The sequence below is a fragment of the Tateyamaria sp. LSS28 genome (assembly GCF_059611725.1).
This window is the reverse complement of sequence record NZ_JCAPFI010000002.1, coordinates 645,001-657,551: the sequence shown is the minus strand read 5'-3', so window position 1 is coordinate 657,551 and position 12,551 is coordinate 645,001. Positions and strand designations below refer to the sequence as shown.

Sequence of the window (12,551 nt, the reverse complement as noted above, 5' to 3'; positions counted from 1 at the left end):
GCTGCGGTTTTTGATCGGCGCAGATACACCGGGCAGGGGGTGGAAAGTCAAGGCGACAACGCCGTTTGCCCCATGCTATCACCAAGGAAAAGGGAGGGTTCGATGGACGATAAATGGGCCAGGGGCATGGGCGTGCGCCGGACCGTGCTGGGCGATGCCCACGTGGACCGCGCCGAAGCGGTTAAAACGCCCTTTGACGCCCCGTTTCAGGAACTGATCACCGAAGGGGCCTGGGGCACCGTCTGGGCCAGCGATGCGATCAGCCTGCGGGAACGGTCCATGCTGACCCTCGCGCTGCTGGCAGCAACCGGCAACTTCGATGAAATCCCCATGCACATCCGCGCCACGGCGCGGACGGGAGCCAGCAAACAGGATGTGACAGAAGCATTCCAGCATGTCGCCATCTATGCAGGCGTGCCGCGCGCCAACCGCGCGCTGAAAATTGCCAAGGAGACCTTTGCCGAAATGGAAGCCGAGACATGAGCGACGGTCCCCTCTTCCACCGGGATCGCACCTGGCACCCGAAACCACTGTCGCCCGACTACAAGACAAGCGTGGTGCGCTCACCGCAAAAGGCGCTCTTGTCGATGAACACGACGCTGAGCGAGGAAACCGGCCCGGTCTTTGCGCACGACATGCTGGGCGAACTCGACAACGACCTGATCCTCAACTTCGCCAAGCCCGGCGAAATGGCGCTGGGTCAGCGCATCATCGTGCACGGTCGGGTGCTGGACGAAAACGGGCGTGGTGTTCCGGGCGCGCTTCTGGAGTTCTGGCAAGCCAACGCGGGAGGACGTTATCGCCACGCGAAAGAAGGGTACCTCGCACCGCTCGACCCGAACTTTGGCGGCTGCGGGCGCACGATCACAGATGCCGACGGCCAATACAGCTTCCGCACAATCAAACCCGGCGCTTACCCATGGCCCAACGGCGTGAACGATTGGCGCCCGGCCCACATCCACTTCTCTGTCTTCGGGCGCAGCTTTGGTCAGCGCCTGATCACCCAGATGTATTTCGAAGGCGACCCGCTGATCCCGCTTTGCCCCATCGTGCGCACGATCAGCGACCCGGAGGCCGTCGCCCAACTCATCGCGCCGCTCGACATGAACAACACGGTGCCCATGGACGCGCGCGCCTACACGTTCGACATCGTGCTGCGCGGGCGCCGGTCGACCATGTTCGAAAACCGGATGGAGGGGAACTGATGCAAAAGCTGACCCCCCTCAAGGAAAGCCCGTCGCAGACAGCGGGGCCTTATGTTCATATCGGATGCGTGCCGAATTTCTGCGGTATCACAGGCGTTTATGACCAAGACCTTGGATCGACCATGGTCAACGACCAAACCAAGGGCGAGCGGATCACCGTCACGGGCACCGTGTTCGACGGCACGGGCACACCGCTCAAGGATGCGTTGGTCGAGATTTGGCAGGCCGATACCGACGGCATTTACAAAACCGGTGATCCACGCGGCGCGGGTGATCCGAACTTCACCGGCTGGGGGCGTGCCGCGGGCGACTACGACACGGGCATCTGGACATTCGAAACGATCAAACCCGGCGCGGTTCCCTTCCCCGATGGGCGGATGATGGCGCCGCATATCGCCTTCTGGATCGTGGCGCGGGGCATCAACATCGGACTGCAAACGCGGATGTATTTCCCCAACGATCCGATGATGGCAAACGACCCGTGGCTGACGCGCATCGAACATCAAAACCGCGTGCAAACCCTGATCGCCAAGGAAGCGTCACCAGCGACTTTCCAATTCGACATCCACCTGCAGGGACCGGACGAAACCATCTTTTTCGATGTCTGAAACAAAAAACGCGGACCAACATGGGCCCGCGTTTCACTGGTTTATAATGCCTTACAGCAGGTCGAACCGGTCGTTGTTCATAACCTTGGTCCATGCGGCGACAAAGTCGTTCACGAACTTCTCGGCATTGTCGTCCTGCGCATACACCTCGGCATAGGACCGCAGGATCGAGTTTGAGCCAAAGACCAGGTCAGCACTGGTGGCCGTGTACTTGATCGCACCGGTTGCGCGGTCGCGCAGCTCATAGCTGCCGTCGCCCGCCGGGTGCCAACTGTAACCCATGTCGGTCAGGTTGACGAAGAAGTCCTGCGTCAACTGGCCAACCCGGTCGGTGAAGACACCATGCGAAGTGCCGCCATGGTTGGTGCCCAACACACGCATACCACCCAACAGGGCCGTCATTTCCTGCGCATTCAGACCCATCAGCTGCGCGCGGTCCAGCGTCAGTTCTTCGGCGCTAATGGCAAGATCCGCCTTGGCGAAGTTCCGGAAACCATCTGCGTGCGGCTCCAGCACATCGAAGCTGTCGGCATCCGTCATCTCGTCGGTGGCATCTCCGCGGCCCGGTGTGAACGGAACAGTCACGTCGAAACCAGCCGCCTTGGCCGCTGCTTCCACAGCAACGTTACCGGCCAGAACGATGACATCCGCTACCGAAGCACCGGTTTCCGCAGCAATCGGCTCCAACGCAGCCAGAACGGCGTCAAGACGCTCCGGCTCGTTGCCTTCCCACGTGCGTTGTGGTGCCAAACGGATGCGCGCACCATTGGCCCCGCCCCGCTTGTCCGACCCACGGAACGTGCGAGCACTGTCCCAAGCTGTCGCGATCAGGTCAGCATGGCTGACACCGCTTGCCGCGATCTTGGACTTCACAGCATCCACATCGTAGCCGGTGTTGCCTGCGGGGATCGGGTCTTGCCAGATCAGATCCTCGGCCGGAATGTCGGGGCCGATGTAGTTGGCACGGGGGCCCATATCGCGGTGGGTCAGCTTGAACCACGCGCGGGCAAAGGTGTCGCGGAAGTAGTCTTCGTCCGCGATGAACTTTTCGCAGATTTCGCGATAGATCGGATCGACCTTCATCGCCATGTCCGCGTCCGTCATCATCGGCATCGTGCGCTTCGAAGGATCGGACGCATCGACAGGCATGTCCTCTTCCTTGATGTCGACGGGTTGCCATTGGTTCGCGCCTGCGGGCGACTTCGTCAGCTCCCAATCATAGCCAAAGAGCAGCTTGAAATAGCCCATGTCGAACTTGGTCGGTTCGGTTGTCCATGCACCTTCAATGCCCGACGTGACAAGCGAGCTGGCATTGTCAGTCTGGTTCGGGTTCATCCAGCCCATACCCTGCGCCTCGATACCGGCACCTTCGGGTTCAGCACCCAATGCACCTGCATCGCCATTACCGTGCGCCTTGCCGACGGTGTGACCACCGGCTGTCAGCGCCGCCGTTTCCTCGTCGTTCATGGCCATGCGGGCAAAGGTCTCGCGAACATGCAGTGCCGTACGTGCCGGGTCAGGATTGCCGTTCACACCTTCCGGGTTGACGTAAATCAGGCCCATGTGCACAGCAGCCAACGGGTTCGCCATGGTCGACGGATCGTCCAGATCCTCGTACCGGTTTTCACTTGGGGCAAGCCACTCGGCCTCTTCCCCCCAGTTGATATCGATGCCGGGCGCCCATGTATCGGCACGACCAAAGCCAAAGCCGAAGGTCTTCAAGCCCATGGATTCATAGGCAATATTCCCTGCCAGCAGCATCAGGTCAGCCCAGGACAGGGCATTGCCGTATTTCTTCTTGATGGGCCACAGCAGGCGACGGGCTTTATCCAGGCTCGCGTTATCAGGCCAGGAATTCAACGGGGCAAACCGCTGATCACCGGCGGAACCGCCACCGCGTCCGTCCTGCATCCGGTACGTACCAGCAGCGTGCCACGCCATGCGGATCATCAAGCCACCGTAATGTCCCCAGTCCGCGGGCCACCAGGGTTGGCTGTCGGTCATCAACGCATGCAAGTCCGCCTTGACCGCATCATAGTCGAGCCCTTTGACGGCTTCCCGATAGTCGAAATCCGGGTCCATTGGATTGGTCCGGGCGCCGTGCTGGTGAAGCACCTCAACCTTGAGGGCATTCGGCCACCAATCCTTGTTGGTGCGCCCACCAAAGGTGCTGTGCAGGCTCGCGCCGTGCATCACCGGGCATTTGCCGATGTCGTTGCCGTCCATGTCAGTCTCCATTCATTGCTGCGTTGCGTGTCGTTGCTAAGGTCTGATCTAGGGAAAGTTAAGAATCATTCTAGACTTGTCTTCAGAATGATTTCCGCCCCCCGCTGATACATCCCAATGCGCACGATTCGCCCACGATCAGGTGAACCATCGCACTTACAAAGACAAACCTAGAAGCAACTGACGATTTGTAGAAGTTGCATTTTCCAATGATCTCCATAACTAAAACCTATGAATATCACTTTGCGACAACTCCGATACTTCAAGGCACTGGCCGAGGATCTGCACTTTGGTCGTGCGGCCGACCGCTGCGCCATCTCTCAACCCGCCCTCTCCGTCCAAATTCGCGAGTTGGAAGAAAATCTGGGCGTCGAATTGTTCGAACGGCAACCCCGCGCCCTGCGCCTGACACAGCGGGGTGAGGAGTTCTCCGAACGCGCCAATCCGATTCTGCAAGCCGTGGACGAGCTGGGGGACTGGGCCCAAACCGCCCGTGGACGTGGGTTGAGTCTGTTGCGCCTTGGGGTCATCCCCACGATCGCCCCTTACCTGCTGCCAAATTTCATAAGTGCGTTGACAAAAGCCCACCCCAAGGTCGACTTGCACGTGCGCGAAACCGTTACTCCGCGCCTGGTGGACGAATTGCTGGATGGCCAACTTGACGCGGCCATTGTGGCCCTGCCGCTTGACGAACCCGCACTTGTCGAAACGCCACTTTTTACCGAAGAAATGGTGTTGATCCGCCCGAACACCGATCAGAACGCGACACCCGTTCAACTGGACACACTGGCATCAATGCGCCTCTTGCTTCTGGAGGAAGGGCACTGTTTTCGTGATCAGGCCATATCGTTCTGCAACATCAATCCAAACCGCCCCGGCGGTGGGTTGGACGGCAGTTCGCTAGGCACATTGGTGCAGATGGTGGGCGCGGGCATCGGGGTCACACTAATCCCGGAAATGGCAATCGACGTCGAAACGCGATCTGCACCTGTTTGCATCAATCGCTTTGACGCGCCGGCCCCACAACGCTCCATCGGCCTCGCGTGGCGTGCGTCAAATCCGATGGGCGAAATGCTGAATGAACTTGCGGACATTGTACAGAAGGCCGCCGGGCGCGGCGAAGACCAACAACCCGCTGCATAGCAGAAAAGCGAAGGGTCCAAACGGGAAACGCCGCCCAGAAGGGCGGCGTTTTGGTTGCGGGAGTAGGATTTGAACCTACGACCTTCAGGTTATGAGCCTGACGAGCTACCGGGCTGCTCCATCCCGCGCCAGTTGGTTCGGGTCATGTACGCCGAGTCGCGGGGGACCGCAAGACCGTCCCCCACATTTGCTGTCAGAAAACCATCATAAAATCGCGCAGCTACTCCCAGAACTCCGCCTGCCATTCCAAGTTTGGCAGTTCTTCGACAACTTCAAAGGCAATCGTGTCGCGGTAGACGCGGTCATGGCGATCGGTAACCGTAATTTCGACGGTATGGGTACCCACAGGCAAGTCGGCAGGCATTTCCAGGCGCCATAGGTGGCTACTGTTGTCCGTCAGCATCCAGCCCTGAAACGGATTGGCTTTCCCGCTCCAGGACGTGCCCTGCCAAGTGGTGAAACCAGCCGTTTCATCCCCACCATCAACAGACCGCGCCGCGATCGACCCTTGCGTCGATTGCATGGCCAGCGCGAACGGGTCGGCATACTCGACCCCTTCCAGTTTCTCTTCACCCGTGCCGGATTGGGTCCGCTCGGCCTGCATCGCCTCACCGCCATTCAGAGCGGCAAAGACGACGGAAGATGCTGAGCCATTCCACACATTGACGGTCAACCATGTGCCCTCGACCAGATCGTCCGTGGTCAACATCAACATGTCACCCAGATCACGGCGCACAACCGGCGGCGTCTGATCAAATTCCCGATCATACAGCGCACGATATGTCAGCAAACGGTCTGCCCACTCCCGAAACCGAGGCGTGTTGAACGACGCGTGAAACTGGTCTTCTGCATGGGTGTGGAAAGTACGGTAGGTGTCGACAAATTCCGGCCCATTGAACGCAAGCTCATAGAAACCACGCGGGCTGCCCAATCGCTGCGTGCTGTGCGGAACCCCTTGAGCATTCAGGTCACCCGCCCACCAGCTGCCAGACAAACCGCCCGCGATGATCTGATGAAACGGTGCAGGCCCCAAATTCGTGTTCTCTTCCCATCCGTGAAAGTGCTCGCCTTTTTCAATGTTTTCAGTGGTATGGGTGTGGCCAGCCAAGCTCAAAACCGGGCGATCTCCCAGCACGGCAACCAGTTCGTCCAGGTTATCTGTCTGGTGCTTCGCCGCCGTATTGTCGGTAAATGTCTGGAACGGAATATGCGCGGTCAGGACGATCAGTTTGTCCTCGGGCACATTCGTCAGATCATTGGCCAGCCATTCCAACTGCCGCCCCGTGATCACACCGTTGTAGGTGTGGTTCTCGTCGGTGGCACAAAACGGATGCGGATCGACGCCGTTGCAGGGGTAACGCACGTTATCAAGTCCGACAAAATGCACATCACCGATATCGAACGAGTAATACTCTGGGCCCCATTCCCGTCGAAACGTGTCGAAACTGTCTTTGTCATCCTCCGCATCGAAATCGATATCATGATTGCCGCCGACGAAGTATTGTGGCGTTTGCCCGACGGCGATGATCGACTTGAAACGGGGATACAGGGACAAGTCATCCCCCATCACATCCCCGGCAAAGATCAGGCATTCGGTGTCACTCAGGTCGCTGGTTGCCAGCATTTGGCCCGCAGTATCACGGACATAACCAATCTCGCGATTGGTGTAAGCCTGCGCATCGCCAAAGACGAGACAGTTGAAGTCGGGCCCGACCGCATCTTCGATCAATGGAAAATTGATTGCTTCTGGCAGGGGGCCGGTCGGGGCGATCCCGCCAAAGCGTAGATCCGGCGACCCTTCAACCTTGTGAATATAGGCAAATTGCGGAACCATGTCGGCGCTCACAGGGGTGCTGTATCCTGCGGGCTTGGTCACCATCAGGTTCATATCGTCATAGGCCGGCAGCGCATATGTCCCATCGTCCCCGGTCAAGACCACTTCGCGCCCGTTGGACACTGGCACACCGGACAACCCGGTCTCGCCCGGGTCCAGCTTCGAATTTCGGTTGGCGTCCAGAAACACAGTGCCGCGCGCCATATCCGCCCCGTCACCACTGCCGCGGATCGTTTCAACTGCCCCAATGTAAGCCGGATCTTTGGCCAGTGCCGAACAGGCAAAAAGCGACAGTGCGGTTGTCAGAAAATACTTTTGCATAGCGGACCTCTCAGTGATCAGAGGTGTCCAGCATGGTCAGAGTCTGTGTCGGGGCAACAACCGCAGCGTGAATTTTTGACGACAAATGCCAGTTCGGCGTCAATCCGCCGTGTCTTGCCAGATCGCCCTCACCCACTGCGATGGCAAAACATAGCGACGAAGGCTTTGAAATTTGCGGGCTTGGCGCGCCGCGCGGGCAATGTGCTGCAGCGGTGGAAGATAGGGCAGGCTATCCGAGAACTGGCCAATGGCCGCATCCGCAGGGTTGGGCACGCCAGCAAAGATAACCACACGCGCGTCACGGGGCAGCCTGGGTTCAATAAAGTAATTCAATGGAAACAGAGGGATACACTCGATCCGAAAATGGCGTACCCAGCGCTTTGGCCAAAACTTTACGCCATTCGGCGCTGTTTTTGTTACGAAAACCTGTTCCCATTTGTAGGTGTCCGCAACGGCTTGTGGGTCTTCGGCAAACGCGCGTTGCAAATCGGCAAGCGCGCCAACCGGCATCCGATAGATCGATGTCTGGCCCAGCTTGTGAAACGGTTTCGCGACATTTCGCGCCAACACCACATCCTCAGGCGCCCCGAATGAAAAGAAGTCGTCGAGCGACCCTGTGATCACCACATCCAGATCCAGAAACAGAACCGGGCCTTCCAAATCCGGCAGGGTTTCGGCCCAAAGTCGTGACTTGGGCCATTTTCCACGCGTGTTTTTGGGCATTTCGCCAGGCATGGGGGGCAAATCATGGCAAATCACTTCATCCCGAACGCCCTCGCGTATGTCCGTGTAACAAACGAATTTGAAGGGCGGCGTGATATTGCGCGCGACCATCTGGTACAGGCGATTGATGTATGGCGCACCATAGCGGGTGCCCCAATTGATGCACATGATCTGTTTGGTCATTCTGCGTCCTACCAAGCCGCGCGTTGGCACGCAATCAGGTGTATCTGGTGACCTCTGATGAAGTCGATGTACGGCGCCCTTAGAAGCAGCCTCATTCCGCGACGTTAGGGCTAACGGGCAGGGATCGGATACGAGAATTGACTTTGTATGGTCCGCCAACACGAACATCACCGCACAAAAAAACCGCCCCGGAAGGGCGGTTGATTTATGAAACATCGTCAGAGAGATACAATTAAAGGGCTTTTTAGGTTTGGCAGTGACCTACTCTCCCACGCCTTAAGACGCAGTACCATCGGCGCTACAGCACTTAACGGCCGGGTTCGGGATGGGACCGGGTGTTTTGCTTGCGCTATGACCACCAAACCGAAAAAGCCCTCTAGGTCCAAGTCATGTACGACTGATTGTGTGTGTATGCTCTTGATGTATCGTTCGAAGTCTTGCTTCTACTGGATCAAATCAAGCCTATCGGACAATTAGTACCAGTCAACTGAACGCATTACTGCGCTTACATCTCTGGCCTATCGACGTGGTGGTCTACCACGGTCCTCAGGGATACCTTGTTTTGAGGGGGGCTTCCCGCTTAGATGCCTTCAGCGGTTATCCTGTCCGAACATAGCTACCCAGCACTGCCGTTGGCACGACAACTGGTCCACCAGTGGTTCGTTCACCCCGGTCCTCTCGTACTAGGGGCAACTCCTCTCAAGTATCCTACACCCACGGAAGATAGGGACCGAACTGTCTCACGACGTTCTAAACCCAGCTCACGTACCTCTTTAAACGGCGAACAGCCGTACCCTTGGGACCTGCTCCAGCCCCAGGATGAGATGAGCCGACATCGAGGTGCCAAACACTGCCGTCGATATGGACTCTTGGGCAGTATCAGCCTGTTATCCCCGGCGTACCTTTTATCCGTTGAGCGATGGCCCTTCCACTCGGGACCACCGGATCACTATGGCCGTCTTTCGACTCTGCTCGACTTGTCAGTCTCGCAGTCAGGCTGGCTTCTGCCATTGCACTCAACGAGCGATTTCCGACCGCTCTGAGCCAACCTTCGCGCGCCTCCGTTACGCTTTAGGAGGCGACCGCCCCAGTCAAACTACCCGCCACACAGGGTCCCGGATCCGGATAACGGACCGCGGTTAGACATCAAGCAAAGCAAGGGTGGTATCTCAAGGGAGGCTCCACAAAGACTAGCGTCTCTGCTTCAAAGCCCACCACCTATCCTGCACATGCTTGGCCTGATGCCAGTGTGAAGCTGTAGTAAAGGTGCACGGGGTCTTTCCGTCTAACCGCGGGAAACCTGCATCTTGACAGGTAATTCAATTTCGCTGAGTCTATGTTGGAGACAGCGGGGAAGTCGTTACGCCATTCGTGCAGGTCGGAACTTACCCGACAAGGAATTTCGCTACCTTAGGACCGTTATAGTTACGGCCGCCGTTTACCTGGGCTTCAATTCAAGGCTCTCACCTCTCCTTTTAACCTTCAGGCACCGGGCAGGCGTCAGACCCTATACGTCGTCTTGCGACTTCGCAGAGCCCTGTGTTTTTAATAAACAGTCGCCACCCCCTGGTTTGTGCCCCCAGCCCCTAGTTGCCTAGGAACCGGGCCTCCTTCTCGCGAACTTACGGAGGTATTTTGCCGAGTTCCTTCAACATAGTTCTCTCAAGCGCCTTGGTATTCTCTACCAGTCCACCTGTGTCGGTTTAGGGTACGATCTTATAGGAGGGCTATTTCCAGGAACCTCTTAGCAGCCCATTCAATCCGATAAGGATGAACTACCTTCGAGATCCGTCACCACTCCATGGCCCAGGAATATTAACCTGGTTCCCATCGACTACGCCTTTCGGCCTCGCCTTAGGGGTCGGCTTACCCTGCTCAGATTAGCTTTAAGCAGGAACCCTTGGACTTTCGGCGAGAGTGTCTCTCACACTCTTTGTCGCTACTCATGTCATCATTCTCACTAGTGATCTCTCCACCGGATCGCTCACGCGCCGGCTTCACTGAAAGCTTCTCTCCTCCAATGCGGGCGAACCCGCTAAGGAGGAATGAAACTATGTCACACTACGCTCTGCTACCATGCCTTACGGCATCCTAAGCTTCGGCTCATGGCTTGAGCCCCGTTACATCTTCGCCGCAGGACAACTTATTTAGACCAGTGAGCTGTTACGCTATCTTTAAAGGATGGCTGCTTCTAAGCCAACCTCCTGGTTGTTTTGGTCGTCCCACTTGCTTTCCCACTTAGCCATGAATTGGGGGCCTTAGCTGTAGGTCAGGGTTGTTTCCCTCTCCACGACGGACGTTAGCATTCGCCGTGTGTCTGCCATCTAGTACTCCCGGGTATTCGGAGTTTGGTTAGGATCAGTAAGCCTGTGGGGCCCCATTACCCATCCAGTGCTCTACCCCCCGGGGTATTCGGATGACGCTCTACCTAAATAGATTTCGCAGAGAACCAGCTATCTCCGAGTTTGATTGGCCTTTCACCCCTAGGCACAATTCATCCCGATCTTTTTCAACAGATGTGGGTTCGGCCCTCCAGTAAGTGTTACCTTACCTTCAGCCTGATCATGCCTAGATCACTCGGTTTCGGGTCTGATCCACCTAACTCGACGCCCTATTAAGACTCGCTTTCGCTGCGCCTACACCTAACGGCTTAAGCTTGCTAGATAGACCAAGTCGATGACCCATTATACAAAAGGTACGCTGTCAGGCCGCAAGGGCCCTCCAACTGATTGTAGGCGTTCGGTTTCAGGAGCTGTTTCACTCCCCTCGTCGGGGTGCTTTTCACCTTTCCCTCACGGTACTGGTTCACTATCGGTCAGTAAGGAGTACTTAGCCTTCGAAGGTGGTCCTCCGATCTTCAGACAGAATTTCACGTGTTCCGCCCTACTTAATACGTCCAATCATGCTTCCAATACGGGGCTGTCACCCACTATGGCCGACCTTTCCAGGTCGTTCTTGTCACAATCATGGCTCGGCTGGTCCCCGTTCGCTCGCCGCTACTAGGGGAGTATCAATTGATTTCCTTTCCTCCGGGTACTTAGATGTTTCAGTTCCCCGGGTTTGCTCTTTTAAACCTATGTATTCAGTCTAAAAGTACCTGTTTCAGCGACATATAAGCTGGCTTGCGCCAATTATATGAAACTGTCAGGTGGGTTGCCCCATTCAGAGATCCATGGATCAAAGCTTATTCTCAGCTCCTCATGGCTTATCGCAGAGTATCACGTCTTTCATCGCCTCTTACTGCCAAGGCATTCACCAAACGCCCTTCTCGCGCTTGATTTGATCCAGAAAAAGTAAGACTTGCGTCAAACGCGGATGCACAGCTGGTAACTTAATGCATCCATTCTTCTGGTATCAAAAGCATACTTTCCCGCCAGCATGTTTTGTAACCATGCTGACAATTGAACAGTCACGTGTGTCTACCATCCGTGCGGGAGGCAGACTGTGCTGTTCGGGTTAGTGTACTTGACTTGGACAACTCTGTTTGTTTCAGCAGGGATATACGTAACGCAGCGAGGAAGCACCGGGTTACATACCTTCCACCGAAGTGGAACCAAACTGAGATCATCGCCACACTCGGCGCGATCAAACAGTGTTGATTGTCACTTCGAGATTGCTCTCAAAGTAACTTGTATCTCTCTATACGATGTCAATTCGTCCGGATCGGACGAGTAAAAGCGCCGTAGCGCTCTTACTGATCTGATCCATCAACTGTCTTGAACCATTCCGGAAGCGTTGTCCGCGCGATATGGTGTATGCCGGGTGACCGGATAACGCCGTCATTGTCGCTGAGTTTCATATCCGAGGTTATGATGTCATATGCGTCGCTGACTGCCTTGCTCCAGGGTTGAACCTGCAGGCTTTCAGCTGTCTCAAAGAACTTTTTTGCGTGAGTGCCTGCTCGTTGCCAAGCAAGTCCAGGCATACCCGGCAAGTCAGTGCGACCTAGTGCAGTACGCGTTTCGTTAACCTCAATAAGCTCCTGCATCGAGGAAAACTTGAGGTGAACCAGATAAACTCCCTTTGGAAACGCATATGAATGCGTTGGCTTTCCATCGGTTGCTATGGCAACGCCATGCCTCACAAGAGGAATGGGTTCTTTCACCGCCCATGCTTTGCTGTAGTGACCAGAGATCACTGCCGCATCCCGCTGATCAAACACCGAAGTGTCTCGATCAATCTCGCTGTCGTTGGGCGTCTCAAACAGGTTGAGACCCATCGAAAACACCGCGTCATCATGCTGACTTTCAAGCAGTTGCCTGATATTACCGTGCATTTGCGGATCTACGCAGATCAGTTCATCAGCAT

General features: G+C 56.4%; 8 protein-coding genes, 1 tRNA gene and 2 rRNA genes (1 of these 11 running past the window's edge). 4 read left to right on the top strand and 7 right to left on the bottom strand.

All coding sequences use genetic code 11. From position 1 onward, the window contains the following. The first annotated feature begins 102 nt into the window (after positions 1-102). The 3 genes from pcaC to pcaG are packed head-to-tail and all read left to right on the top strand — an operon-like array spanning position 103 to position 1,813. On the top strand, positions 103-483 hold the full coding sequence (pcaC, locus tag AC53L6_RS07805; RefSeq protein WP_299208340.1) for a 4-carboxymuconolactone decarboxylase: 381 nt from the start codon (positions 103-105) through the stop codon (positions 481-483). Further along, positions 480-1,205, top strand: a complete 726-nt coding sequence (gene pcaH, locus AC53L6_RS07800) for a protocatechuate 3,4-dioxygenase subunit beta (RefSeq protein ID WP_299601767.1) — start codon at positions 480-482, stop codon at positions 1,203-1,205. The genes pcaC and pcaH overlap by 4 nt, the downstream gene beginning before the upstream one ends. Beyond that, positions 1,205-1,813: a protocatechuate 3,4-dioxygenase subunit alpha gene (gene pcaG, locus AC53L6_RS07795; RefSeq protein ID WP_496907434.1), complete on the top strand. Its 609-nt coding sequence runs from the start codon at positions 1,205-1,207 to the stop codon at positions 1,811-1,813. Before pcaH ends, pcaG begins: the two co-directional genes overlap by 1 nt. Positions 1,814-1,864: 51 nt before the next feature. On the opposite strand, the gene katG is transcribed toward pcaG, so the two are convergent. Beyond that, the gene (gene katG / locus AC53L6_RS07790) at positions 1,865-4,039 is read right to left on the bottom strand and encodes a catalase/peroxidase HPI (RefSeq protein WP_496907433.1); all 2,175 of its coding nucleotides are present in this window, start codon (positions 4,037-4,039) and stop codon (positions 1,865-1,867) included. 231 nt (positions 4,040-4,270) lie between these two features. On the opposite strand from katG, the gene AC53L6_RS07785 reads away from it, so the two are divergent. Then, positions 4,271-5,182 (top strand): hydrogen peroxide-inducible genes activator, encoded by a 912-nt coding sequence (locus tag AC53L6_RS07785; RefSeq protein ID WP_496907432.1) that lies wholly within the window; start codon positions 4,271-4,273, stop codon positions 5,180-5,182. A gap of 51 nt (positions 5,183-5,233) precedes the next feature. Here the strand turns inward: AC53L6_RS07785 and AC53L6_RS07780 are convergent. From AC53L6_RS07780 to AC53L6_RS07755, 6 genes are all read right to left on the bottom strand, one after another. Then, positions 5,234-5,310: transfer RNA gene (locus AC53L6_RS07780), tRNA-Met, on the bottom strand. Positions 5,311-5,402: 92 nt separating this feature from the next. Next, positions 5,403-7,337 (bottom strand): calcineurin-like phosphoesterase C-terminal domain-containing protein, encoded by a 1,935-nt coding sequence (locus AC53L6_RS07775; protein ID WP_496907431.1) that lies wholly within the window; start codon positions 7,335-7,337, stop codon positions 5,403-5,405. Between the two features lie 99 nt (positions 7,338-7,436). Further along, entirely contained in the window at positions 7,437-8,243 is an 807-nt protein-coding gene (locus AC53L6_RS07770) for a glycosyl transferase (RefSeq protein WP_496907430.1), read from the bottom strand. A 248-nt stretch (positions 8,244-8,491) separates the two neighbouring features. Next, a 5S ribosomal RNA gene (rrf, locus tag AC53L6_RS07765) occupies positions 8,492-8,606 on the bottom strand. A gap of 89 nt (positions 8,607-8,695) precedes the next feature. Next, positions 8,696-11,523, bottom strand: a 23S ribosomal RNA gene (locus AC53L6_RS07760). Positions 11,524-11,934: 411 nt separating this feature from the next. Beyond that, positions 11,935-12,551: the 3' portion of a glycosyltransferase family 2 protein gene (locus AC53L6_RS07755; RefSeq protein WP_496907429.1), read on the bottom strand. The gene runs 265 nt beyond the window's last position; 617 of the gene's 882 nt are visible here — the last part of the coding sequence; its start codon lies off the right edge, out of view — the gene reads right to left on this strand; its stop codon occupies positions 11,935-11,937.

What these genes read in the sequence shown, in the direction of transcription:
- pcaC (WP_299208340.1), top strand. Translation starts at nt 103, where the DNA reads ATGGACGATAAATGGGCCAGGGGCATGGGCGTGCGCCGGACCGTGCTG.
- pcaH (WP_299601767.1), top strand. Translation starts at nt 480, where the DNA reads ATGAGCGACGGTCCCCTCTTCCACCGGGATCGCACCTGGCACCCGAAA.
- pcaG (WP_496907434.1), top strand. Translation starts at nt 1,205, where the DNA reads ATGCAAAAGCTGACCCCCCTCAAGGAAAGCCCGTCGCAGACAGCGGGG.
- katG (WP_496907433.1), bottom strand. Translation starts at nt 4,039, where the DNA reads ATGGACGGCAACGACATCGGCAAATGCCCGGTGATGCACGGCGCGAGC.
- AC53L6_RS07785 (WP_496907432.1), top strand. Translation starts at nt 4,271, where the DNA reads ATGAATATCACTTTGCGACAACTCCGATACTTCAAGGCACTGGCCGAG.
- AC53L6_RS07775 (WP_496907431.1), bottom strand. Translation starts at nt 7,337, where the DNA reads ATGCAAAAGTATTTTCTGACAACCGCACTGTCGCTTTTTGCCTGTTCG.
- AC53L6_RS07770 (WP_496907430.1), bottom strand. Translation starts at nt 8,243, where the DNA reads ATGACCAAACAGATCATGTGCATCAATTGGGGCACCCGCTATGGTGCG.